General features: G+C 63.6%; 26 protein-coding genes and 1 pseudogene. 19 read left to right on the top strand and 8 right to left on the bottom strand.

Annotation, left to right across the window (positions count from 1 at the left end; translation table 11 throughout):
- Positions 1 to 58: 58 nt before the first annotated feature.
- Entirely contained in the window at positions 59 to 1,273 is a 1,215-nt protein-coding gene (locus ABLV49_RS02400) for an ABC transporter substrate-binding protein (protein WP_349280023.1), read from the bottom strand.
- 575 nt (positions 1,274 to 1,848) lie between these two features.
- Here ABLV49_RS02400 and ABLV49_RS02405 point away from each other — a divergent pair.
- The 8 genes and pseudogenes from ABLV49_RS02405 to ABLV49_RS02435 all read left to right on the top strand — a co-directional run bounded on the left by ABLV49_RS02405 (position 1,849) and on the right by ABLV49_RS02435 (position 9,436).
- Positions 1,849 to 2,412, top strand: a complete 564-nt coding sequence (locus ABLV49_RS02405; protein ID WP_349280024.1) for a DUF2760 domain-containing protein — start codon at positions 1,849 to 1,851, stop codon at positions 2,410 to 2,412.
- Positions 2,413 to 2,444: 32 nt separating this feature from the next.
- A complete protein-coding gene (locus ABLV49_RS02410) occupies positions 2,445 to 4,322 on the top strand; it encodes an Hsp70 family protein (protein ID WP_349281575.1) in 1,878 nt (625 codons plus the stop codon).
- Between the two features lie 18 nt (positions 4,323 to 4,340).
- Complete coding sequence (locus ABLV49_RS02415) at positions 4,341 to 5,378, top strand: AAA family ATPase (protein WP_349280025.1); 1,038 nt, start codon at positions 4,341 to 4,343, stop codon at positions 5,376 to 5,378.
- A complete protein-coding gene (locus ABLV49_RS02420; protein WP_349280026.1) occupies positions 5,375 to 5,902 on the top strand; it encodes a hypothetical protein in 528 nt (175 codons plus the stop codon). Before ABLV49_RS02415 ends, ABLV49_RS02420 begins: the two co-directional genes overlap by 4 nt.
- Positions 5,899 to 8,745 carry an Hsp70 family protein gene (locus ABLV49_RS02425; RefSeq protein ID WP_349280027.1) on the top strand — a complete coding sequence of 949 codons (2,847 nt, stop codon included), beginning with the start codon at positions 5,899 to 5,901 and terminating at the stop codon, positions 8,743 to 8,745. Before ABLV49_RS02420 ends, ABLV49_RS02425 begins: the two co-directional genes overlap by 4 nt.
- 85 nt (positions 8,746 to 8,830) lie before the next feature.
- The gene (locus tag ABLV49_RS25985) at positions 8,831 to 8,974 is read left to right on the top strand and encodes a hypothetical protein (protein WP_432280019.1); all 144 of its coding nucleotides are present in this window, start codon (positions 8,831 to 8,833) and stop codon (positions 8,972 to 8,974) included.
- Complete coding sequence (locus ABLV49_RS25990) at positions 8,971 to 9,120, top strand: type II toxin-antitoxin system RelE/ParE family toxin (RefSeq protein WP_432280020.1); 150 nt, start codon at positions 8,971 to 8,973, stop codon at positions 9,118 to 9,120. The genes ABLV49_RS25985 and ABLV49_RS25990 overlap by 4 nt, the downstream gene beginning before the upstream one ends.
- Positions 9,121 to 9,129: 9 nt before the next feature.
- Positions 9,130 to 9,436 (top strand): annotated as a pseudogene (locus ABLV49_RS02435) (addiction module antidote protein).
- Positions 9,437 to 9,498: 62 nt separating this feature from the next.
- Here the strand turns inward: ABLV49_RS02435 and ABLV49_RS02440 are convergent.
- Both ABLV49_RS02440 and ABLV49_RS02445 read right to left on the bottom strand, forming a co-directional pair.
- Complete coding sequence (locus ABLV49_RS02440) at positions 9,499 to 10,737, bottom strand: hypothetical protein (RefSeq protein ID WP_349280028.1); 1,239 nt, start codon at positions 10,735 to 10,737, stop codon at positions 9,499 to 9,501.
- 209 nt (positions 10,738 to 10,946) lie between these two features.
- A complete protein-coding gene (locus ABLV49_RS02445) occupies positions 10,947 to 11,483 on the bottom strand; it encodes a T6SS immunity protein Tdi1 domain-containing protein (RefSeq protein WP_349280029.1) in 537 nt (178 codons plus the stop codon).
- Between the two features lie 115 nt (positions 11,484 to 11,598).
- Here ABLV49_RS02445 and ABLV49_RS02450 point away from each other — a divergent pair, with 115 nt between their 5' ends.
- On the top strand, positions 11,599 to 12,696 hold the full coding sequence (locus ABLV49_RS02450; protein ID WP_349277217.1) for an IS5 family transposase: 1,098 nt from the start codon (positions 11,599 to 11,601) through the stop codon (positions 12,694 to 12,696).
- A 110-nt stretch (positions 12,697 to 12,806) separates the two neighbouring features.
- Positions 12,807 to 13,253 carry a polymorphic toxin type 15 domain-containing protein gene (locus tag ABLV49_RS02455; RefSeq protein WP_349280030.1) on the top strand — a complete coding sequence of 149 codons (447 nt, stop codon included), beginning with the start codon at positions 12,807 to 12,809 and terminating at the stop codon, positions 13,251 to 13,253.
- 135 nt (positions 13,254 to 13,388) lie between these two features.
- On the opposite strand, the gene ABLV49_RS02460 is transcribed toward ABLV49_RS02455, so the two are convergent.
- Both ABLV49_RS02460 and ABLV49_RS02465 read right to left on the bottom strand, forming a co-directional pair.
- Entirely contained in the window at positions 13,389 to 14,486 is a 1,098-nt protein-coding gene (locus ABLV49_RS02460; protein ID WP_349277217.1) for an IS5 family transposase, read from the bottom strand.
- A gap of 106 nt (positions 14,487 to 14,592) precedes the next feature.
- A complete protein-coding gene (locus ABLV49_RS02465) occupies positions 14,593 to 15,723 on the bottom strand; it encodes a hypothetical protein (RefSeq protein WP_349280031.1) in 1,131 nt (376 codons plus the stop codon).
- On the opposite strand from ABLV49_RS02465, the gene ABLV49_RS02470 reads away from it, so the two are divergent.
- The 6 genes from ABLV49_RS02470 to ABLV49_RS02495 all read left to right on the top strand — a co-directional run bounded on the left by ABLV49_RS02470 (position 15,722) and on the right by ABLV49_RS02495 (position 17,737).
- Entirely contained in the window at positions 15,722 to 15,811 is a 90-nt protein-coding gene (locus ABLV49_RS02470; RefSeq protein WP_349280032.1) for a hypothetical protein, read from the top strand. The genes ABLV49_RS02465 and ABLV49_RS02470 overlap by 2 nt on opposite strands.
- Before the next feature lie 99 nt (positions 15,812 to 15,910).
- Entirely contained in the window at positions 15,911 to 16,555 is a 645-nt protein-coding gene (locus ABLV49_RS02475; RefSeq protein WP_349280033.1) for a putative toxin-antitoxin system toxin component, PIN family, read from the top strand.
- Positions 16,552 to 16,800: a hypothetical protein gene (locus tag ABLV49_RS02480; RefSeq protein WP_349280034.1), complete on the top strand. Its 249-nt coding sequence runs from the start codon at positions 16,552 to 16,554 to the stop codon at positions 16,798 to 16,800. The genes ABLV49_RS02475 and ABLV49_RS02480 overlap by 4 nt, the downstream gene beginning before the upstream one ends.
- Positions 16,801 to 16,859: 59 nt before the next feature.
- Positions 16,860 to 16,970, top strand: coding sequence for an addiction module toxin RelE (locus ABLV49_RS02485; RefSeq protein WP_349280035.1), 111 nt, complete (start codon positions 16,860 to 16,862; stop codon positions 16,968 to 16,970).
- A 9-nt stretch (positions 16,971 to 16,979) separates the two neighbouring features.
- Positions 16,980 to 17,285 (top strand): addiction module antidote protein, encoded by a 306-nt coding sequence (locus ABLV49_RS02490; protein ID WP_349280036.1) that lies wholly within the window; start codon positions 16,980 to 16,982, stop codon positions 17,283 to 17,285.
- Between the two features lie 113 nt (positions 17,286 to 17,398).
- Positions 17,399 to 17,737, top strand: coding sequence for a hypothetical protein (locus tag ABLV49_RS02495; protein ID WP_349280037.1), 339 nt, complete (start codon positions 17,399 to 17,401; stop codon positions 17,735 to 17,737).
- Positions 17,738 to 17,900: 163 nt separating this feature from the next.
- Here ABLV49_RS02495 and ABLV49_RS02500 read toward each other — a convergent pair whose 3' ends face one another.
- The 3 genes from ABLV49_RS02500 to ABLV49_RS02510 all read right to left on the bottom strand — a co-directional run bounded on the left by ABLV49_RS02500 (position 17,901) and on the right by ABLV49_RS02510 (position 20,701).
- The gene (locus ABLV49_RS02500; RefSeq protein WP_349280038.1) at positions 17,901 to 18,764 is read right to left on the bottom strand and encodes a class I SAM-dependent methyltransferase; all 864 of its coding nucleotides are present in this window, start codon (positions 18,762 to 18,764) and stop codon (positions 17,901 to 17,903) included.
- Positions 18,765 to 18,872: 108 nt separating this feature from the next.
- Entirely contained in the window at positions 18,873 to 19,553 is a 681-nt protein-coding gene (locus ABLV49_RS02505; protein ID WP_349280039.1) for a hypothetical protein, read from the bottom strand.
- A gap of 23 nt (positions 19,554 to 19,576) precedes the next feature.
- Complete coding sequence (locus ABLV49_RS02510) at positions 19,577 to 20,701, bottom strand: hypothetical protein (RefSeq protein ID WP_349280040.1); 1,125 nt, start codon at positions 20,699 to 20,701, stop codon at positions 19,577 to 19,579.
- 631 nt (positions 20,702 to 21,332) lie between these two features.
- Between ABLV49_RS02510 and ABLV49_RS02515 the strand changes: the two genes are divergently transcribed.
- Genes ABLV49_RS02515 through ABLV49_RS02525 form a run of 3 tightly spaced genes read left to right on the top strand, consistent with a single transcriptional unit; the run spans position 21,333 to position 23,389 of the window.
- Positions 21,333 to 21,731 (top strand): hypothetical protein, encoded by a 399-nt coding sequence (locus ABLV49_RS02515; protein ID WP_349280041.1) that lies wholly within the window; start codon positions 21,333 to 21,335, stop codon positions 21,729 to 21,731.
- A gap of 41 nt (positions 21,732 to 21,772) precedes the next feature.
- A complete protein-coding gene (locus tag ABLV49_RS02520) occupies positions 21,773 to 22,552 on the top strand; it encodes a Crp/Fnr family transcriptional regulator (RefSeq protein ID WP_349280042.1) in 780 nt (259 codons plus the stop codon).
- A 51-nt stretch (positions 22,553 to 22,603) separates the two neighbouring features.
- The gene (locus ABLV49_RS02525) at positions 22,604 to 23,389 is read left to right on the top strand and encodes a fused MFS/spermidine synthase (protein WP_349280043.1); all 786 of its coding nucleotides are present in this window, start codon (positions 22,604 to 22,606) and stop codon (positions 23,387 to 23,389) included.
- The last annotated feature ends 26 nt before the right edge of the window (positions 23,390 to 23,415 follow it).

Consider the following 23,415-nt stretch of genomic DNA (forward strand, 5'->3'; position numbering starts at 1 on the left):
GCCGTTTTTTTATGCCGCGCCATGACAGGTCAAAACCCTGACCCGGCTCGCCCATGGGCTACTTTTTCTTCGGCTGCGCCGCCGCGATGTCAGGCGCAGGCGCTGCGGCAACGGCCACCGGCTTGCGGCTCAAGCCCAGCGGGGGCACGAAAGCTATCACTTCCTGCTTGCCTTTCTTGACCTCGACCATGAAGCTCATGCGGTCCAGATCGCCCTTGCCGTCGAATTCGGTGTACATCAGCGCGCCGGGGTAGCGGTCGCTGTTGACTTTCAGGTGGTGCATCGCATCGGCCACCGCCTTGCGGTCGAGCTTGCCCACCTTGTCAATCGCCGCCTTCAAAAAGTAAATGCCCGAATAGCCTTTCATGCCGTTGTGGTCCGACAGGTAGCTGTATTCCTTCTCGAACCTGGCGCTGAAGGCGCGAACCGCCGGCACCGGGGCATTGACGGTCAGGCCGACATGGGCAATCGCGCCGTTGGCGGCGTCGCCGGCCAGCTCGATGACCTTCTGGCCGGTCAGCGTGGTTTCGCCAATGATGGGCTTGGTCCAGCCCTGCTTGCGCAGCTCGCGCAGGATGCGCGCCGACTCTTCTTCATTGGAATAAACAAACACGCCCTCGGCGTTGCTCTGCTTGGCCTTGAGCACTGCGGCCGAAAAATCCACCTGGCCGGCATCGGTGGAAATGGCGGTGGTGATGCGCGTTGACGAGTCTTCGAGGGCCTTTTTCAGCATGTCCAGCCCGCCCTTGCCGAAGTCGTTGTTGACATAGATGACGGCGATGGTCTTGAGCTTGGCCTGGTCGCTCATGTAGCGCGCCACCTTGGGCATGGCGGTCGCCTGGGTGAAGCTGGTGCGAAACACATACGGATTCCCCTGCTCGGTGATGGCTGCCGCCTCGCCGCCGGTGAAGTTGGGCACCTCGGCGCGGCGCGACTCGGCCATGCTGACCATGATGGAGCCGGAGAACACCGGGCCGAAAATGGCGAACACGTCGTTGTCGATGGCTTTTTGCGTCAGTCCCTTGGCCACGCCGGGGTTGCTCTGGGTGTCGCTGGTGGTGGTCTGGATCTGCTTGCCCAGGATGCCGCCCGAGGCGTTGATTTCCTTGACCGCCAGTTCGATGCCGTTCTTGAAATTGGTGCCGGCGGTGGCGCCGCTGCCGGACAGCTCGACAATGTTGGCGATCTTGATAACTTCTTGCGAAAAACCGGCTGTTGCGCTTGCTACTATTGCACAAGCAGCTATGAATTTAAGAGCAAATTTGGGGTGCATGGACGGCTCCTGAACATTGAAGGTGAAACACATTGACCGGAACAACGGGGCCAGATAGCGCCTTGTCCGCAGGCTGGAGCCGGACTATAGGGGGCTGGCAGGCGCCGTCAAGCCGTCGCCACGGAAAAGCGTTCAATCAGCGTACGTAACGAGGGTAATCACTGTAACTTCCAGTCACGCGGTGTAACGAGTCCGGCGACTTTGGCCTTCGCATGGCGACACGCGGCGCTGGCGCCGTTCAATACCCTGGCTGCCAGCGTGCCTGGGCAAGGCAGCGCAATTTGCTATGAATTAAGTAGCTGGTAGCGCTCACCGCATAAGCGCAAAAGGCCTTTTTTATGCTTGAAAATAGTGAGCGGCCCGCTCATCAGGTGTTTTTTTGTGGAGACAATAGACGCTTGCAACCGGGAATTTCACAAGCGGGCAGCATTTGATGCCCATCCTTGGAAAATAACGCTGCCGGCGACGCGCCCGGCGCCATGCCGCTGGCGTGTCGTCCCGGCCGTTTTTTGTGATCCGCTTCCCGTCCAATCCACCCATGTTCGGCCGCAAGCCGGCGTAATCAGGAGCCCTTAATGACCCCATCAACGCCAGACGCGAATCCTTCATTTTTGCGACGCATTCCCATCGCCTTTGGCGCTTTTTTCAGCAGCCTGTCAGATCCTGTCTATGCGAGCCGCGTGCTTGGGCTGCGCGAGGATGCCGCACCCGCCGCACCCGCGCCGCCCGTTGCTGCGCCGCCCGCGCCACTGAAACAGGCCACGCCCGACGCCGCGCTGCAACTGCTGGCCCTGCTGCAGCGCGACGCGCGCCTGATCGACTTCGTCCAGGAAGACCTGAGCGGCTACAGCGACGCCGAGATCGGCGGCCCGGCCCGGCTGGTGCACGAAGGCTGCGCCAAGGTGCTGCGCGAGCATTTCACCCTGGCGCCGGTCCGCCCCGAAGCCGAGGGCAGCCGCATTACGCTGAATGACGGGTTTGACGCCCGGGCCATCCGCCTGACCGGCAACGTGGTCGGCCAGGCACCGTTCAAGGGCGCCTTGAGCCACCGGGGCTGGCGCGCCACCGAAGTCAAATTGCCCAAGCTGGGCGCCGCCCATGACGCCACCGTGCTGGCCCAGGCCGAGGTGGAACTGTGAACGCCGCCAAGACCACCAAGGCCGCACAGGCCATCAGCGCCGCAGGCACCGAAAGCACCGAAACCGCTGCGGGCGAGCCGCAGTTTTCCATCGGCATTGACCTGGGCACCACGCACTGCGCGCTGGCCTATGTCGATATCGGCGCCAGCGATGGCGAAAAGACCAGCTACGGCGTGCTCGACATCCCGCAGTTGAGCGCGCCGGGCAGCGTGGAGAGCCTGGCCTTGCTGCCGTCCTTCCTCTACCTGCCGCATGAAAGCGAACTCGCCGCAGGCGACCTGGCGCTGCCGTGGAACGGCGAGCAGGACTTTGCCGTCGGCGAAATGGCGCGCACGCGTGGCGCGCAGACGCCGATCCGTTTGGTGTCCAGCGCCAAAAGCTGGCTCTGCCACCCCGGCGTGGACCGGCGCGCGGCCATCCTGCCCAACGATGCGCCGCCTGAAGTGGCGCGCGTCTCGCCGCTCGAAGCCTCGACCCGCTACCTGGCGCACCTGCGCCAGGCCTGGGACCACGCGCACCCCGAGGCGCCGTTCGACCGGCAGGACGTGACCGTTACGATTCCGGCCTCGTTCGACCCGGCCGCGCGCGAGCTGACCGCCGAGGCCGCCCGCGCTGCCGGCTACACCTCGCTGACGCTGCTCGAAGAGCCGCAGGCCGCGCTCTACAACTGGATTCAGGCGAGCAGCGGCAAGTGGCGCAAGGACGTCAAGCCGGGCGAGATCATCCTGGTGATCGACGTGGGCGGCGGCACCAGCGACTTCTCGCTGATTGCCGTGCTGGAGCGCGAAGGCAACCTCGAATTGCACCGCGTGGCCGTGGGCGACCACATCCTGCTCGGCGGCGACAACATGGACCTGATGCTGGCGCACGTCGTGGCGCGCAAGCTCGCGGCCGAGGGCAAGCAGCTCGACCCCTGGCAGATGCGCGCGCTGACCTACGCCTGCCGCAGCGCCAAGGAAAGCCTGCTCAGCGACGCCAGCCTGCAGGCGCAGCCCATCGTCGTGCCAAGTCGCGGCTCCAAGCTGATAGGCGGCTCGGTGCGCACCGAACTGACCCAGGACGAAGTGCGCAGCGCGCTGCTGGAAGGCTTTTTCCCCGAGGTGGAGGCGGCGACCCGCCCGGTGAACCGCGCCCGGGGCGGCCTGACGCAGCTCGGCCTGCCTTACGCGCAGGACGCCGGCGTGACGCGCCATCTGGCTGCGCTGCTGGGGCGCCAGGCCGGGGCCACCGCCGAACTCGAAGGCTTTGCCGGCAAGGTCGATGCGGGCGCCAGCTTTCTGCATCCGACGGCCGTGCTGTTCAACGGCGGCGTCTTCAAGTCCGACATCCTGGCCGAGCGCACGCTGGCGACGCTGAACGGCTGGCTGGCCGCCGAGCAGGCCGCGCCGGCGCGCGCACTCGCGGGCGCCGACATGGACCTGGCGGTGGCGCGCGGCGCGGCGTATTACGGCTATGTGCGGCGCGGCCAGGGCGTGCGCATCCGGGGCGGCACGGCGCGCGCCTACTACGTGGCGGTCGAATCGTCGATGCCGGCCATTCCCGGTTTCGAGCCGCCGATCCAGGCGCTGTGCATTGCGCCCTTCGGCATGGAGGAAGGCATCGAGGCCGACCTGCAGACGCAGGAATTCGGCCTGGTCGTGGGCGAGGCCATGCACCTGCGCTTTTTCGGCTCGTCGGTGCGGCGCCAGGACCAGCTTGGCACGCTGCTCGACTTCTGGCAGCCCGACGAGTTGCAGGAGCTGGGCGACATCCAGGCGACCTTGCCCGCCGAAGGCCGGCAGGCCGGCGAAATCGTGCAGGTCAGGCTGCGCGCCGTCGCCACCGACACCGGCACGCTGGAGCTGACCGCCGTCGCCACGCAGGGCGGCGAGCACTGGAAGGTGGAGTTCGACGTGCGCGCGAACAGCTAAAGACAAAAGGCACTGACCATGATTGAGCAAATCAAGCTGGAGCGGTTTACCGCCTTTGAGAGTTTGACCCTGCGGTTTTCTCCAGGCATCAACCTGTTCATTGGGGAAAACGGCACCGGCAAGACCCACCTGCTCAAAGCCGTCTATGCCGCTTGCGATGTCAGCAAAAACCAGAAATCGCTGGCGGACAAGGTGAACCGGGTGTTCTTGCCCTCGGGCGAGCAGATAGGCCGCTTGGTCAAGCGCAAGTCCGTCAGCACCACCGGCAGCTTCGAGGTGAGCCGCCATGTCGAAGGCCTGGGCAAGTCCATTGCCATCAAGCTGTCCCTGTCCAACCACACCAAAGAGCCGGCCAAAGCCACCGTTTCGGGGGCGCACAAGCTATGGCAGGAGCATCCGGTGGAGTCGGTGTACATCCCGGTCAAGGACATGATGGCCAACGCGCCGGGGTTTCGCTCGCTCTACAGCCTGCGCCACATTCACTTCGAAGAGGTGTATGCCGACATCATCGACCGGGTGTTCCTGGGCTCGCTCAAAGGCCCTGCCGACCCGGCCCGAAAAAAGCTGCTGGACATTCTCCAGCAGTCGATGGATGGAAAGGTCATTGCCAAAAACGAAGAGTTTTTCCTGAAAAGCCAGCAGGGCGAACTGGAATTCACGCTGCTGGCCGAAGGCATTCGCAAGCTGGGCCTGCTGTGGGTCTTGATTCAAAACGGCACGCTGCTCAATGGCAGTGTGTTGCTGTGGGACGAGCCTGAAACCAACCTCAATCCCAAGCTGATGCGCACGGTGGTCGAGATTTTGATTGAACTGCAGCGCATGGGCGTGCAGCTTTTCATCAGCACCCACAACTATTCCCTGCTCAAGGAGTTCGATCTGCAAAAGGCCGCGACGGACCAGCTGCTGTTTCACAGCCTGTACCGCGATGACGGCGGCAGCATCAAGGCTGGCTCGTTCACCGACTACGACGCCTTGAGCCCCAACGCCATTGATGAAGCCTTTGCAGGCCTGGTGGACCGTGAAATCCAGCAAACCATGGGAGGCCTGGGGCGATGAAAGTTGAGGCCGATGGTTTCGAGTTTCATTTTCCCGATGCCCTTGACATGTTTTGCTTTGACGAAAAAGACAAGACCCAGCCCCATTTCCATGGCCTGTCGCATGCGATGAAAGCGGTTGATCTGGTAGTGGAGTTGCCGTCAGACTATTTGTTCATCGAAATCAAGGACTTCCATGCCGCCGATGACTACGACTTCAAGCGCGCCCTTGACACTGTGCAGCGCAATGCGCGCCTGGCCTGCTTCAGCCATTTGCGCGAGGTGTTGAAACACAAGTTCCGCGACACCTGGCTGTACCGCTGGGCCGAGGGCAAAGTCGATAAACCCATCCGCTACCTGTGCCTGCTGACCCTGGACAACGCCTTGCTGTCGGTGATGGGCAAGGAGCTGCAGCGCCAGCTTCCGGTGGGCTCTGCCGGTCCGCGCTGGAGCGGCGCCCTGGTTCAGTCCTGCGTGGTCTTGAACCTTGCGCGCTGGAATGCCAATTTCCCTCGCTGGCCCGTAGCGCGTAAACCGCATTCATGAGCCACTACATCGTCGGCATCGACCTGGGTACCACCCACACCGTCGTCGCCTATGCGCCGCTGGCGGGGCAGGGCGGGCCGGCCGACATCCGCTTGTTCGACATCGAGCAGCTGGTCGCGCCCGGTGAAGTCGCCGCACGGCCGCTGCTGCCCTCGGTGCGCTACCACGCGGCGCCGGGCGAACTGGATGCTAGCGCGCTGCAATTGCCCTGGCCTGCGCAGCCTGAACCCGGCCCGGCGCCGGTGGTGTTCGGGGAACTGGCGCGCAAGCTGGGCGCGCAGGTGCCGGGCCGGCTGGTGGCCAGCGCCAAAAGCTGGCTCTCGCATGCGGCGGTGGACCGGCTGGCGCCCATCCTGCCCTGGGGCGCGCCTGACGATGTAAACAAAGTCTCGCCCGTCGAGGCCAGCGCCAGCTATCTTCGTTATGTCCGGCAGGCCTGGAACGCGCGCTTTCCGGGCAGCCCGCTGGAGCAGCAGGAACTGGTGCTGACCGTGCCGGCGTCCTTCGACGAAGGCGCCCGCGCGCTGACGCTGAGCGCCGCGCGCCTGGCCGGCCTGCCCAGGGTGCGCCTGCTCGAAGAACCCCAGGCGGTGTTCTACGACTGGCTGCTGCGCCACCGCCATCAACTGGCCGAGGCGCTGGCGCAAACCCGGCGCGTGCTGGTCTGCGATGTCGGCGGCGGCACCACCGACCTCAGCCTGATCGAGGTCGAATGGGCCGGTGGCCAGCCGCAACTGACCCGCATCGGCGTGGGCAACCATTTGATGCTGGGCGGCGACAACATGGACCTGGCGCTGGCGCATGCGGTCGAAAGCCGCATGGGCGGCACGGGTGGCGCATCTGCCGCGCCGCTGTCGGCCAGCCGGCTGGCGCAACTGATGGACCGCTGCCGCGCGGCGAAGGAACTGCTGCTGGCCGCCGACGCGCCCGAACAGGCGCCCGTCACGCTGCTGGGCGGCGGCGCCCGGCTGATTGGCGGCAGCCGCTCGGTGATGCTGGCGCGCCAGGAGGTCGAGCAGCTCATCGTGGACGGGTTTTTTCCCCAGGTGGATGCGAACGCGCAGGTCCGGCAGGCGCGCAGCGGCATCGTCGCCTTCGGCCTGCCGTATGCGCGCGATGCGGCCATCACCCGCCACATCGCCGACTTTTTGCGCCAGCATGGGCCGCAAATGCCCGATGCGCTGCTGCTCAATGGCGGCGTGTTTCGCGCCGACGCGCTGGTCCGGCGGCTGGCGCAGACGCTGGGCGACTGGCGCGGCGAGCCGCTGCGCCTGCTGCACAACGACAACCCCGACGTGGCCGTGGCGCGCGGCGCGGTCGCCTATGCCTTGTCGCAAAAGGGCCAGGCGCCGCGCATCGGCGGCGGCTCGGCACGCAGCTACTTTTTGCGCCTCGATGATTCAAGAGGCTCTGCGAAGGCGCGCGGCATCTGCATCCTGCCGCGCGGCAGCGAACCGGGCCAGGAAATGCTGCTGAAAGACCGGACCTTTGCCCTGCGCGTCGGCCAGCCGGTGCGCTTCCAGCTGTTCAGCGCGGTGGCCGACGAGGCCGACCAGGCGCCGTCCCGGCTCGGTGAACTGGTCACGCTGAATGAAGACGCGCTGGTGCGCCTGCCGCCCCTCGTGATCGTGCTGCAGGCCGCGCCTGGCGCGGCGGCCACCGGCCAGCCAGCGCCGAGCCGACAGGACATTCCGGTGCAGCTCGCGACCTCGCTGACCGAAGTCGGCACGCTGGAGCTGCACTGCGTCAGCCTGCTTGATGCCGGCCAGCGCTGGCTGCTGGCGTTTGACCTGCGCCAGCAGGATGCCGACGCCACCGACCCGCGCAGCCCCGAAGACCGCCGGCTGGCCGCCCGTATGACGGACGCCATCAGCCAGATCGACCGCATTTTTGGCACCAACAAGCAGCAGGTCAAAACCAAGGACGTGACGCAGCTGCGCGCGCAGCTGGAGCGCCTGCTCGGCGACCGCACGCAATGGACCACGCCGGTGCTGCGCCAGCTGTTCGATGCCTTGTGGCAGCGCGCGCGCGGGCGGCGGCGCAGCGCCGAGCATGAACGGGTCTGGCTCAATCTGGCCGGTTATGGCCTGCGCCCGGGCTTTGGCGATGCGCTCGACGCCTGGCGGGTGCAGCAGCTCTGGACCTTGTTCGCGCCCGGCGTGCAGCATGTCAACGACAAGCAGGCGTGCGCCGAATGGTGGACGCTGTGGCGGCGCGTGGCCGGTGGGCTGGATGCCCCCGCACAGCTGCGCCTGCTCGATGATTTCGCCTTCAACCTGCAGATCAACGAGGAGGGCGCCGACGGGCTTGAGGGCGCCAAGCCGGTCAAGGGCAGCCAGGGCGACATGCTGCGCCTGGGCGCTTCGCTGGAGCGCATCCCGGCCGCCTACAAGACCGAGATCGGCGAATGGCTGCTCGGTCGGCTGCAAAAATCCATCGCCACGCCGCAGCCGGGCCAGCGCGCGGGCCACGACGGCAGCGGCGACGACAGCCTGTATTTATGGGCGCTGGGCCGCATCGGCGCGCGCGAGCCGTTCCACGGCAGCCCGCACGACGTGGTGCCGGCCGAGGCTGCGGCGGCTTGGGTTGAAAACCTGCTGGCGCTCGACTGGAAGCGCATCGAGGCCGCCGCCTTTGCCGCCGTCAACCTGGCGCGCGTGACCGACGACCGCGCCCGGGATTTGCCGCTGGCCCTGCGCGAGCAGCTCATGGCGCGGCTCAGGGCCATCCACGCGCCTTCGGCCTGGCTGGCCATGGTGGAGAAAAAGGTGGAACTCGACGAGGCTACAGAGCGCCGCATGCTGGGCGAGTCGCTGCCGCCGGGCTTGAAATTGATGGCGTGACGCCTGCACCGGATTTTTCAGGGAAAGCGACCGGGCAAGCCAGTGTTGTCATCCTGTTTTGTATAAAATGGGATACAGTAAAACCATGAAGCAGCTTGAGAAAACCGACGAGTTCGAGGTGTGGTTTGAATCCCTGTCCGACCGTCAAGTCAGGGCAAGGATTCAGGTGCGCATTGACCGCCTGCAGGACGGCAACCCCGGTGACGTGGCGCCCGTGGGCGCCGGGTGAGCGAGTTGCGGCTGCACTTTGGCAGCGGCTGGCGGGTGTATTACACCGAGCGCGGCGGCGCTTTGGTGATTTTGCTGGCCGGCGGTCCCAAGAGCAGCCAGGCCAAAGACATTCAGACAGCGCTGCAACTGGCGCAAAACCTTTAGGAACCCCAGGTGAGCAAGACCCAAACCACCCCTTACGACAGTGCCGAGTACCTCAAGACCGAGGAAGACATTGCCGCCTACTTTGAGGCCTGCCTGGAAGAGGCGGGCGACGATGCCGCCTTTCTTGCCAAGGCGCTGGGCACCATTGCCCGAGCGCGCGGCATGACGCAACTGGCCAAGGAACACAGGCCTGGGACGCGAGAGCCTTTACAAGGCGCTGTCAGGGCAGGGCAATCCCAGCTTTGCCACTATTTTGAAGGTGATGCGCGCCCTGGGCCTGCGGCTGGCAGCGCAGCCGATGGCGCGGCAGGGCTGAGAGGGGTTGTGCTTGGCGCATCAAACTGGTTGCCCGGTATCTTTTTGGCCCCCGCATGGCGGTCAGTGTTGCAATGCAAGACCTGATCCTGAATTCTGCGTGACCCGCCGCCCGATGTGGGTGTCGCCGGTGCGCTGCCCGCTCAGGTCGTAGTCCAGGAGGTGGCCCTGGTCGGCCGTGAGGTTGGCCAGGTCCGAGGCGTCGCCATTGAGCGCGCCGTCCACCAGCACCTGGCGGTTCATGCGGTCGTAGGCGTACCACTGGGTCTGGCTGTAGCGGCTCGCGCCGGTGCTGGCGGGGGCGCCGCTGCTGATGGTGTTGCGCAGCGCGCTGAAGCCCTGCCAGCCGTAGTCGGGCACATCGACCAGGACGGTGCGCTCTTCATGGACCGGGCTGCCGTCGGCATTGGTGCCCGTTTGCACCTGCACGCTCCTGGGCTCCTGGTGCGAGCCCACCTGCGTCCAGGCCCGGCCCATGGGGATGAGCGTTTGCGCCTCGCTGGTGTGGGGCAGGGCTGCGCCGCTCGTGACGCTTTGGCGCATGAGGTTGCCTTGCCCGTCGTAGTCGCGCTGCACGCTGACGCCGTCCATGGCGCTGAGCTGCACCAGGCGGCCCAGGCTGTCGTAGGCCAGGCTCTGGCGTTGCTGCTCAACCCCGTTGACGACGGTCTGCTCGAAGACGCGCTGGCCGCCCGCGTCGTAGCGGTAGGCGGTGGTGGTGCCGGTGGCCGCGTCGTCGATGCGCACCACCTGCCCGGCCGCGTCGCGCACCAGGCGCTGGTCCTGGCCGCGGCTGCTGGTTTGCCCGCTGAGCTGGCCGGCGCTGTCGTAGCGGTAGGCGTAGCTGGCCCCGCCGATGTCGCCGTGGCCGCTGAGCTGGCCGTGCTCGTCGTAGGTCCAGGTGGCCGTGTCGCCATTGGCGTTTTGCGCGGCGCTCTGGCGCCCCAGTGCGTCCCAGGCGCTGCGCGCGCTCTGGCCCAGGGCCTCGGTGGTGCTGACCTGGTTGCCGCGCGCGTCCCAGGCGTAGCGCTGGGTCTCGCCGGCGCCGTTGGTCTGGGTGAGGCGCCGCCCGGCCCCATCGTAGGTAAAGCGCGTGTTCAGGCTGCGGCTTTGCGCGCTGATCTGGCTGCCGTCGAAGGTGGCCACGGTGACGGCGTCGGTGGAGATGTCCGTGTTGCGCCCGAGCTGGTCGTAGCCGTAGCGCGTGGCGCGCCCCATGGCGTCGGTCATGCCGGTGCGCTGGCCGAAGGCGTTGTAGTCGTGCCGCACGATGCCGCCGTCGGCTTGGCGCTCGCGCGCCACCTGGCCGTCGGCGTTAAGAACCTGGCCGGTGACGTTGCTGCCTCAGAATGCTATTGAATTAATAGCCGTCTGTGGCCGCTGCTATTGCGCAAGAGGCTTGTTTGATGCTCAAAAGTCAGGTGGAGGCGGTTTTTGCGGGGTTTGGGCAGAACGGGGCATGAAGAGGTTTTGTTTTTGCATTTAATTGGAATCCGGCCACTATTACCGCATCAGCTTTTCGACATAATTTTTCTGATTGTTTGCCCAGTTAATGACATGTATACTTCCATGTCACCTTTCCCAAAGGTATCCAGTTCTCCAGATCCACCAAGCATTTGCCACGGCTTTGCTATATAACATTCGCAGTAGTTCAGATCGCCTTCTCTGGCATGTATTACACCAAACGAATCTTCCAATAGGACATCTTTTCCTATTCCTTCCCTTGTGAGAAATACGTTGAACAGTACATCAACGCTCTCTTCCACGAATGTCGTTTTTCCTCGTTGAGTGTCTAGATAAAAGCTTGCGCTATGCTTCGGTGACCAAAAAAAAATATTTCCCTGCCATGTCGACGCCAAGCCAACGGCATCAACAAGAAGCCACTGCCAGTCATTCAGTACTTTCCTTCCCAATTCATCATCAAGAACTGTAATTAGTCCGGAGTTATACACTCCAGCTGGAGCACTGACCGCTGGAGATAGTTTGCTGACGGCTGAAGCAACGGAAACCGAGTCAGTCTGATTGTAAGTTCGTTCAAATTTACTCAAGGTTTTCGTCCTAACAGGCCGCTGAAATACCTCAAATCGAAGTTCGCCGGTTTTCAACCCCACCCGATAATCTGAAGCAGTCCCTTTTCTGACCCGATACCAACCCAGTCCATCCATGCGCGGAGCCGACACCTTCACCGAAAGCCCGTTCACGCTGCATCGCCTGGAAGACTTTGTGCCGGCCGACCATCCGTTGCGCCCGATACGCCAGATGGTCAACGCGGCGCTGGGGAAGATGGACGATTTGTTTGCCGCAATGTATGAGGCGCACAGCAAAGGCGGGCGGCCCAGCATTGCGCCTGAAAAGCTGCTGCGCGCCATGCTTTTGCAGGTTTTCTACAGCATCCGTTCGGAACGCCAGCTCATGGAACAGGTGCAGTACAACCTGCTCTACCGCTGGTTTATCGGGCTGGCGATGGAGGATGCGGTGTGGGTGCCCACGGTGTTCACGAAAAACCGTGAGCGCTTGCTTGAGCATGACGCAGTGATTGAACTGTTCAACCATGTGCTGCAAAGCGCCGACAAGCAAGGCTGGCTCTCGGGCGAGCACTTCAGCGTGGACGGCACCCTTATTCAGGCCTGGGCGAGTCACAAGAGCTTTGTGCGCAAGGACGGCAGCGACGGCGACCAGGGAGACGGCAGCTTCAAGGGGCAGACGCGCTCGAACGAGACGCACGAATCGAGCACTGACGTTGACGCCAGGCTGTACCGCAAGGGCAAGACGGCCAGCGAGCTGCGCTTCATGGGCCACACGCTGAGCGACAACCGCCACGGGTTGATTGCCAGCGCCGTGGTCACTCGGGCAGACGGCTACGCCGAGCGCGAAGCGGCCAAGGTCATGGCGCGCGATGCCCGGCAAGCCCTGCCGGACGCGCAAACCGCCCTCACGCTGGGAGCCGACAAGGGTTACGACGCGCAGGAGTTCATCGAGGCGTGCCTGGCGATGGGCGTCACGCCGCATGTGGCGCAAAACACTTCAGGACGGCGCTCGGCCGTGCCCGATGCGATTGCCCGGACAGACGGTTATGCCGTCTCGCAGCAAAAAAGAAAGCTCATCGAGCAAGGCTTTGGCTGGGCCAAAACGGTAGGAGGGATTCGCCAGGTGATGGTGCGCGGGCTTGAGCGCGTGGACCAGATGTTCGTGCTGACGATGGCTGCTTACAACCTCACGCGTATGCGCACCTTGGGACAAATCCGTCTGCAGGGGCAATAAGTGGATAAAAAAGGCGACAGGAGCGATTCAGGTCGCCAGCCGCAACGTCAAAAGGCACTGTGATTTTCAAATATGAAAAATAATCGCAAAAACAAACCACTTCGAGCCAGTTGCTGCGCCTGCGCAGTCAGTATTTCAGCAGCCTGCTAATCGGCAAGGAAAGAGAATTCATGCGGCAGCTTGTCGGTGATCAGGAAGCTGGAATAAATAAGTTGACGGCAGGTGAGATTAAAGCCAATATTGATAACTATGGCACGTTCAATGATCGTCCTCCAGATGCAACCTCAGCAATTAAAGCATATCGCAGTGCCAATCCGATTTCGGATGATATATTCGCGCAGGAATATCTTGCTAATAATCCTTCCGCAAAGTTTGCTGCCACACACAGTCCTGATATGATTCTCGGTGGTCGTGCTATTGGAATAACTGGCTATGGAGATCTTGGTGTGAATAGCTCCATCGGTTCGCAAAATAAGTACGTTATGCCGCAAATATATAATGCCGTGTCGTCGGTGCCGCCGAATAATTTTATAACCTTTATCTTAGCAGGCTGCTGAAATACTGACTGCGCAGGCGCAGCAACTGGCTCGAAGTGGTTTGTTTTTGCGATTATTTTTCATATTTGAAAATCACAGTGCCTTTTGACGTTGCGGCTGGCGACCTGAATCGCTCCTGTCGCCTTTTTTATCCACTTATTGCCCCTGCAGACGGATTTGTCCCAAGGTGCGCATACGCGTGAGGTTGTAAGCAGCCATCGTCAGCACGAACATCTGGTCCACGCGCTCAAGCCCGCGCACCATCACCTGGCGAATCCCTCCTACCGTTTTGGCCCAGCCAAAGCCTTGCTCGATGAGCTTTCTTTTTTGCTGCGAGACGGCATAACCGTCTGTCCGGGCAATCGCATCGGGCACGGCCGAGCGCCGTCCTGAAGTGTTTTGCGCCACATGCGGCGTGACGCCCATCGCCAGGCACGCCTCGATGAACTCCTGCGCGTCGTAACCCTTGTCGGCTCCCAGCGTGAGGGCGGTTTGCGCGTCCGGCAGGGCTTGCCGGGCATCGCGCGCCATGACCTTGGCCGCTTCGCGCTCGGCGTAGCCGTCTGCCCGAGTGACCACGGCGCTGGCAATCAACCCGTGGCGGTTGTCGCTCAGCGTGTGGCCCATGAAGCGCAGCTCGCTGGCCGTCTTGCCCTTGCGGTACAGCCTGGCGTCAACGTCAGTGCTCGATTCGTGCGTCTCGTTCGAGCGCGTCTGCCCCTTGAAGCTGCCGTCTCCCTGGTCGCCGTCGCTGCCGTCCTTGCGCACAAAGCTCTTGTGACTCGCCCAGGCCTGAATAAGGGTGCCGTCCACGCTGAAGTGCTCGCCCGAGAGCCAGCCTTGCTTGTCGGCGCTTTGCAGCACATGGTTGAACAGTTCAATCACTGCGTCATGCTCAAGCAAGCGCTCACGGTTTTTCGTGAACACCGTGGGCACCCACACCGCATCCTCCATCGCCAGCCCGATAAACCAGCGGTAGAGCAGGTTGTACTGCACCTGTTCCATGAGCTGGCGTTCCGAACGGATGCTGTAGAAAACCTGCAAAAGCATGGCGCGCAGCAGCTTTTCAGGCGCAATGCTGGGCCGCCCGCCTTTGCTGTGCGCCTCATACATTGCGGCAAACAAATCGTCCATCTTCCCCAGCGCCGCGTTGACCATCTGGCGTATCGGGCGCAACGGATGGTCGGCCGGCACAAAGTCTTCCAGGCGATGCAGCGTGAACGGGCTTTCGGTGAAGGTGTCGGCTCCGCGCATGGATGGACTGGGTTGGTATCGGGTCAGAAAAGGGACTGCTTCAGATTATCGGGTGGGGTTGAAAACCGGCGAACTTCGATTTGAGGTATTTCAGCGGCCTGCTAGACTACTTGCCCCAATTACCCCCCCCCCCGCCCTCCGACGCGGCATTACGCATCAGTCCCCCCGCCCTGATATTGCCCAAGTCCCCGACCGCGCCAATCTGATAGCCCGGCCAGCGCACGCCCGCGCTGGAGCCGCCGGGCATGGCGTCGAGCATTGCGCTGGCGCCCGCCCGCACGGTGTTGCCCATATCGCCAGCAAACGGTCCCACGCGCGCGGTGGCTACTTCCCCGGCTGCCGCGAGCGAGGCGCCGTCCAGGCCCAGGCGGGCCGCGCCCCTGCCTAGGCCAGACACGCCGCCCAAGAAACCGAACGCCTCAACCCCGAACTGCGCAGTGGCAAAGAAGGCTGTGGTGGCGCCATCGCCCAGCTGGCTTTGCGAGTAGCTGCGCAGTTGCGTGATGCCTTGGGCTACGGGCTCGAGCAGCTGGCCGGCGAATGCTTCGATGGCCTGGCCGCCGGGGGTTTGGATCTCGGCGCTCCAGCGCTGCTGCAAGTCGCGCTGGATTTCGGTGTAAGCCTGGGCGCCGCCCATGAACAGCGCCGCTGGCAAGGCGGCAACGCTGCTGGCCGGTCTTGCCCCCATGGCGTTCCAGCTGCCTTTCACGGCGAGTTCCACCGCGCCGTCAGCGATGGCGGCCGCGCTTTTCACTGCACGGGCCAGACCCTGCGACAGCGTCTCGCTTGCATCGGCAAGGGGGTTGCCATTGACCAGGCTGTCCAGCTCTCCGGCGCCGGAGCGGTCAAACACGCCGCGCCCGCCTGCGGCAGCGCTGGCGCTCACTGGCGCTGCAGGCGCATCCCCGTAAGCCGCACCCGTTCCCCCGCGCGGCCCGCCGCTCATCATCAGGTTGTAGCGCTGCTCCTGAATCTGGGCCTGTGCAAGGGCGGCTTGCTGGGCCTCGATCTGCGCCTTGACATCCAGGCCGCGCTGGTTGCGGCTCACGAGGCTGTTGCCGTATTGGGCGTACTGGCTCAGTTGCTCGCCCTCAAATGCGCTCAGTGGCGGGGCCTGGAGCGTTTGGCCCGGCTGCACGATGAGGCTGCCCCATTGGATTGGCCGGCAGGCCCCGTGGAATGGATGCAGGCGGCTATGAACCCCATAGCGCCACGCGCCTTCGGCCTGGGTGGCCATGGTGGAGAAAAAGGTGGAACTCGACGAAGCCACCGAGCGCCGCATGCTGGGCGAGTCGCTGCCGCCGGGGCTGAAATTGATGGCCTGACACCGTCATCGGATGGTCTGCAAGCTTGCTTGGCTGCGGAAATTCAAGGACGGAGTGCAATGGTTTCTCTCTTGTCCATCGCGGCAAATGAATTTGTGCATGAAAAAGGCCTTTTGCGCACAACAGGAAAGCATAAGCAGCTCTCATATTCATAGCAATTTAAAGTCCAGCTGCCCGCCAGTCAGTCCGTGTTGCAAGGCAAATCCTGATCCAGCCTGTGACGGGATGCAGCAACTCTGCGTTACAGCACAGCAGCATCAAGCCGTTAATGTTAATATCACCAGTGATATGAATCTTACGCCTAGATTAACCATCGACACCAACATCCTGGTAGCCGCCACGCGCAGTCGCCAAGGCCCCTCGTTCGCCCTGATGCAACTTGTCAGGCGTGGCAGCGTCGTGATGTGCTGCAGTCCCGCGCTCTTTCTGGAGTATGAGGATGTGCTCAAACGTCCCGGCCAATTGGCAGTGTCAGGGTTGCTGGCGAGCGATGTGGATGCGATTTTGAATGAACTGGCCGGGCTGATTTCTCCGGTTGTCACGCACTATCAATGGCGTCCGCAATTGCGTGATCCGTCCGATGAAATGGTGCTGGAAGCTGCTGCCAATGCCCAGGTTCATGCCATAGTGACCTATAACCTCAAGGATTTCCAGCCCGCCAAACGTTTTGGCATTCCGGTGCTCAATCCCGAGCAGACCTTCAAACAATTCAATCTTGCCGTGCAAAGGAGTTCGACATCATGAGCAATTACGCCCTTCGCCTGCCTGAATCCCTCAAGCAAGCCGCCAAACGGATTGCCGCGGCCGACGACACCACCATGAACCAGTTTTTCGTGGTCGCCATTGCCGAAAAAATAAGCGCCATGGAAACCGCGCAATTCTTCGAGAAACGGGCGCTGTCAAGCAGCACTGCCGCAGCGCAGGCCGCATGGGACAAGGTGGGCAATGTTTCGCCGGTCGCTGAGGACGCCTGGACAAAACCAGTCTGAATGGGCTGCAGCATCAGCGCACTGCATGGGGCCGGCTGCACTTTGGCAGCGGCTGGCGCTTGTACTACACCGAGCGCGGCGGCACTTTGGTGATTTTGCTGGCCGGTGGCCCCAAGAGCAGCCAGGCCAAAGACATTCAGACAGCGCTGCAACTGGCGCAAAACCTTTAGGAGCCCAAGGTGAGCAAGACCCAAACCACCCCTTACGACAGTGCCGAGTACCTCAAGACCGAAGAAGACATTGCCGCCTACTTTGAGGCCTGCCTGGAAGAGGCGGGCGACGATGCCGCTTTTCTTGCCAAGGCGCTGGGCACCATTGCCCGCGCGCGCGGCATGACGCAACTGGCCAAGGACACGGGCCTGGGACGCGAGAGCCTTTACAAGGCGCTGTCAGGGCAGGGAAACCCCAGCTTTGCCACTATTTTGAAGGTGATGCGCGCCCTGGGCCTGCGGCTGGCAGCGCAGCCGATGGCGCGGCAGGGCTGAGAGGGATGGTGCTCGGGGCATCAAGCTGGTTGCCCGGTATCTTTTTGGCCCCCGCATGGCGGTCAGTGTTGCAATGCAAGGCCCGACCCTAATAACCCCGCGATAACCAGAACATGTCCGAACGCATCCACAAATCAAAGGTCATCTATGTTGCGTGGGTGGCATTCATGCCTGCCACAATCTTTGCCTTTACTTTCGCGGGGCTGTGCGCTTGGGAATGCATCGCCGGGCCATGGTTTACGTTCTTCGTTGCACCGACAGTGGCCTTTGTCCTCTGGCTCGTCTCGGTTGTGGCCTATCTAAGGTGGACTTGTCGGCTATCAAAGTCGGAGGGACAGGCAATGCGTCGGTTTATTGGAATTTCTCTTCTCTGGGGACCGGTTCTTGCAGGCTTAACTGTGCTTGTATTGTTCGCTCTGATCGGTAGGGTGATTTCTCTCACAGGGCATTAGAGATGCCTTTCGCGCACAACAGAACAGTGTAAGCAGCTCTCATATTCATAGCGAGTTGCAGTTTTACTGCTCAGTGCCATTTCTGCGACACACCAGATCAGCCAGCGGTCCAATGCAAGACCTGACCCTATAGCCTTCTGCTCCGGCTACCACTTTCCCCCGCTCAACCAACCGGCCGCATGCCGTGGACCAGCAGCAATTCATTCGGCCCTTCCCAGCCCTCGGGCAGCTGAAAGACATCGAGCTGCTCTTCCATGTCGGCCCACGCGGCCTCCTGGGCCTGCGGGTCCAGCTGGCCCAGCAGTTGCAGGATCGGCGAGGCCGACGCGCGCACGAAGTCCAGGTAGTTGCGGGCCGAGGGCAACTGGAACGGCGCATAGACCCGGGTCGCGGTCACCTTGGCAAATCCGGCCTGGCCGAAACAGGTTTCCAGCAGCCCCGGCTTGCCCAGGCTCAGCAGGCCGCCGGGCTGGAACGGGTCGCGCGGCGGCAAACCGGCATGCCGCAGGGCCGTTGACATCAGGATGCCGATGCACGGGTTGCGCTGCGGTTCCGAGAACACCAGCACGGCCGCATGCCCGCCGGGCTTGAGCGCATGCTGCATCTGGCGTAGCGCCTGCACCGGGTCCGGGCAGAACATCAGGCCCAGCCGGCACACGGCGGCATCAAAGCTGGCTGCCTCCACGTCCAGGTCTTCGGCATCGGACACCCGCGTCTCGACCTGGCTCAAGCCGGCCTGCCGCGCGTTGTCACGGGCGAAGCGCAACATGGCTTCGGAAAGGTCGGTGGCCAGCACATGACCGCCGGAACCGATGCGCCGGGCGATGTCCAGCGTCTGGTCGCCCGTGCCGGCGGCCATGTCGAGCACCCGCATGCCGGTGGTGATGCGCGCCGCGTCCAGCATGTCGGCCGTGGCCGCCATGAGCCAGTCGTGGACGGCCGGCGTCTGGCTGTTCCAGCCGCTGGCTGACTGGTTCCACGCCTGGCGCGTGGCATCCTTGAATTCTTCGGGGCTGAAAGGGATCATGGCAGGGCTCCGGCGATGGCATTGGGGGCCTGCCAGTCTGAGGCGAAACCGCCGGCATGGCAAGCGTGCGCCGGCAGCCGTGCCGGACGTGTGTGATTCAGGCCGGCGCTAGCGCCCCGGGGACGCGTATCTTGCATCCTGCCGTGCCGGTGGCTCCGTGCCGGGGCGGGGTGCCGTGGCATGCGCTACGGGTGGCCCGTCCGCCGCAGTGACCGCCGCAGGCTCGGCAGGCGCTGCGGCCACGGCGTCGGCGGTCTGTGCAGGAGCAGGAGCACGAACTGCGGTTGCCGCCGGCTGCGCATCGGCAGGGGCCGCGTCCGGATCGGGAAGCGTCAGCCTGATCCGCGCCGGCTGCGCTGCGCTGTCCAGCAGCACGGCGTCACGCCGGCCCACCGCCTGCAGCACATAAGCGGACGCGATCCGCGCGCCCACGGCCAGGGGCTGGGCCGGCTCGCCATCGACCGAAATCAGCGCGGCCCCCTGGCCTGCCCCGATGGCGATCACCCCCAGCAGGGCAAATCGCTGCGCGGCCCCGGCTTCGGGCGCACCGGCCGCATGGGGCGATGCGCCAAGCGCCCGGGCCAGCGCCGCCTGATGCGCGGGGGCCTGGGTGTCCAGCGTCTGCTTCGGCGCTTGATGGACGGCGACCGTGGCGCCCGCGCTGGCGATGCGCGATCCCCAGTAGGCCGTGCTGGCGGCGGCCACGGCCCACAGCAGTCCCGCGACCGAGCGCGACAGCCATTGATGAGCGCGCGTTGGCGGATGCAGCGCTGAAAGTGAAAGCGTCATTCCTGAAGTCCGCTGGCTTAGGCTTAGATGTCGCTCCGGCCCGTCAGCACGCTGCGGGTGCGCTGGTAAAACCCGAGTTCATTGATCGTGACCAGCGCCCGGTTGACTGAAAAGGTCTTGTCCATGGACGCCAGCTGCGCATTGGCCAGCGCGGTCTGGCCGCGTTTGGCGGCGGCCAGGCCCAGCACGGCCCAGGGATAGGGGTCGAGCTTGCCGGTTTCCCAGCCGGGCGTGTTGCCATTGAAAAACGTCCAGGCCCGGTCGTAATACCCCGACAGCTCCGCCACGCCAAACGCCTGCGGGAACACCTGGCAGGTGGTGCCGGGGTAAAACGAGGTTTCGGTCCGCGTCGAAAGGTCGGCCATCCTGAAGGCGCTGGTGCTGGCGCTGAACAGCCCGGCCATGCCGGCGGCCATCTTGACGGCGAACTGGTCGTAGTACGTCGCATCAGCCGTGTCGCCGCGCTCCCTGAGCATGGCGGCAAAGTCGCGCAGGCCCCGATAGACTTCGGCGTTGTCCATCAGGTAGCCGGCGTTGTTGGTCTGGCTGCGGGGCGACTGGAACACGCTGGTCAGGCCGCTGGGCTTGATGGACGCAATGATGTTCTTGTTCGTCATGTTCTTGAGCATGACCTTGTTCTTGTCCCACCAGGCCCAGTTCTGGCTGGCCCGCAGGTAGCGCACGGCCAGGCTCAGCAGGGTGGCCACATAGGAGTCGTCGGAGTCGGCCGGCGCCAGCGTGAAACTGCTCGGGTTGGCGCGGCCAAACGGGAAATGCACGTCCTGGATCGACAGGTTGGACTCCAGCTTGCTGATGTACAGGTCCAGGTAGACGCGGATGTAGCTGTCCAGCGCGGCGGCGTCCAGGTACTGCACCACGGAAATCAGGCCGAGGTTGGCAAAGTACCAGTTCATGAGGCCATTGGGGGCGATCTCGTAGCCCCCGGTGTAGGGGCCGGAGGGGATGCGCAGCGCCTGAATCGCCGCCACCGCATTGATGGCGCTGGTCGTGGCGGGCGGCGTCGTGGCGGGTGGCGTTGTGGTGCCGCGCCTTCGCGTGCTTTGGGCCATGCTGTTGCTCACGCCCCCGAGCATAGTGGCGCCCAGGGTGATGGCCGATGACTGGATGAAAAAATTGCGACGTTGCATGACCGGGTTTCCTGTGTAGAAATGTAAAAAGAGTCGCCATGCCGGCGAGGGCCGCAGGTCGAGCTGACTATCTGGCGATAGTGAAAACGCAAAAGCAGGGGAAAAAATTCTTTCCCGCAACTCCGGGGCGGAGTGTCAAACCGGCTTGTTCCTGAACAAACATGCGTGCGCGGGAACACAGTTTTTTGAAAAACCGCTACTGATGAGTTAGGCGATCCCGGGCGTTTTGAATCAATGAGCCGGCGGGCAGAGCCTGGCGTGCCTGCAACCGGCCGTGCCGGCTGGCGTGGTTTTTTTGGGCCGTGTTTTCAGCCCTTCCCCCGTGGGGGCTTTGCCTGCGAGGGCTGGAGGGGAATGGTTACCCAGCCCTTCGACGGTTTGGCCTGAATGCGAGGGAGTGCAAGCCAAAAACCTGTTGTAACCAAAAACTGCTGATGTGAGTTTTTGAAAGCCTTCGAGTGAAAACTAAAGAGTTACTGGCGCAAGAGATGGGTAACCACGCGTAAACGGGAAATAACTTTTGCTTACCATTTGTTGGCCATCTTGATAAATCGCATGTCGATGTCCCTGGAAAGGCGTAGAAATGCCGATTTGTCTTCGATGAATGTGACGCTCAACTGTGGGGAAGCGCATGAAAAAACCCATCCAGGCCCTCGTTCGCTGCATGGCGCTTGCGGTTTTTTGCCTCGGCGGCGCCGCTTTGGCACAACCGGCAGGCAACGCGGGAGCGGTCGCTTTCGTGACCGATGGCCGCACCTATCTGGGCCGGTACAGCCTGCCGGACGAAGCCCTTTCCGTCGAGATTGATGGCCTGATGTACCGGGGCCATTACGCCGCCCGGGCCGAAGATGCCGGCGCCCTGGCGCCGGGCGCGGCCAATACGGGCAATACCGGCGCGTGGGGGCGCGCGTTCCTGTTCGCCAGCAGCGCCAAGGTGCTGCAGTGCCAGCTGGCCACCGGGTTTCCCCAAGTCAGCGGGCAGTGCCAGGCGGCCGATGGACGGCGGTTTGAACTGAAAGCCCGGCCCTAGGCGCACGTTCCTTTTTTAAACAAGCTTCACGAAGGCATCCAATGGCGGTCGGGAAAGACCTCTCGCTGGCCAACCGGCTGATCTCGGCGCTGCCGGCGCCAGAGCGCGCCTTGCTGCTGGCGCATTGCGAGCTGGTCGAACTCAAGCACCGGCAGGTGCTGAGCCAGGCGGGCCAGCCGCTCGAATACGCCTGGTTCCCGGTGGACAGCTTTGTCTGTGTCGCCATGCCCTCGGACGATGCGCCCAATGTCCAGGTCGCGATGGTGGGCAACGAAGGCATGTTGCACGCCTCCGTGGTGCTCAGGGTCGCCGCGTCGGCGTTCACCGGCGCGGTCCAGGGCGCGGGCCGGGCCTTTCGCATCCCTCGCGGCGCGCTGGAGTCGCGGCTGCTTGAAGACCCCTTTCTGCGCGACGTGCTGAGCCGCTATGCCGCTGTGTTCCAGACGCATCTGGCCCGGCAGCTGGTCTGCGTCAGCCACCACACGCTCATGCAGCGCTTGGCGCGCTGGCTGCTGATGACGCGCGACCTGTCGCATTCGAGCGAGCTGTTCCTGACCCACCAGGCGCTGGCCTTCATGCTGGGCGTGCGGCGCGAAAGCGTCAGCCGGGCCGCCAGCGCCCTTGAACGGCTGGGCCTGGTCAGCTACAGCCATGGCTACATGATGCTGCGCGACGAGGCCGGCCTGGAGCGCATCAGCTGCCACTGCTACCGGGCCAGCCTGCTGGCCTATGAGCGAATCCTGGAGTTTCCGGCCGGGGTGAGCCCGGGCTTGTGGCGTGGGCCGATAATTGGCGGCCTGCCTGCCGACCTGGACGCCTGACCGCCTGAGAAGAGAAGAACCTGATGCCGTTGAATTTTTTGCTTTCCCCGCATGCCCGATAAGCCGGCGCTGCCGGGCGATTTCCGGTCGCTGCAGTATGTCAAGCCTTTCGTGCTGGACGACGGCGCGTCCAAGTCGCTGCATTTCACCCGGGGCGAGCTGCAAAGCCGCATGCTTACGCACAGTCCCTGGCGGCTGGAGGTGGACTACACCCGCACCATGATGGGGTTTTTGCTGTTCAACCCGGCACCCGCGCACATCGGCATGATCGGCCTGGGCGGCGGCTCGATTGCCAAGTTCTGCCACCGCTTCCTGCCGGCCAGCCGCATGACGGTGCTGGAGATCAACCCCTATGTGCTGGCGCTGCGCCAGGACTTCCAGGTGCCCGACGACGACGAGCGCTTCCAGGTGATTGCCGCCGATGGCGCGATGTACCTGCGCACCGAATCGCCGCAGTTCGACGTGCTGCTGGTCGATGGCTTTGACCATGAGGGCCAGCCCGCCGCGCTGTGTACGCAGCGCTTTTACGACGACTGTTTCGCCGCGCTGCCGGCCGGCGGCGTGCTGGCGGTCAACCTGCACTACGAGCACCCCGACTACCCGCTGCTGCTGGCGCGCATCAGCCGCAGCTTCAGCGGCAATGCGGTTGAAATCATCACGGCGGAACAAAGCAACAGCATTGTGTTCGCCCGAAAAGGCCCGCCCATCTCGCCGCGCGCCCTGAGCCTGCCGGCCAGCCTGGCCCGGCTGGACGCCGAGGCGCGCGCGCAGCTCAAGCCCGAGCTGGCGCGGATGCTCTGGCAGATGAAGAACCTGGGCCTGGAGGGCGACGCGTAGGCCCGCCATTTGCGGTCTTGTCTGAC

Origin of the sequence: Polaromonas hydrogenivorans, from assembly GCF_040105105.1 — a bacterium.
Taxonomy (GTDB): Bacteria; Pseudomonadota; Gammaproteobacteria; order Burkholderiales; family Burkholderiaceae_C; genus Polaromonas; species Polaromonas hydrogenivorans.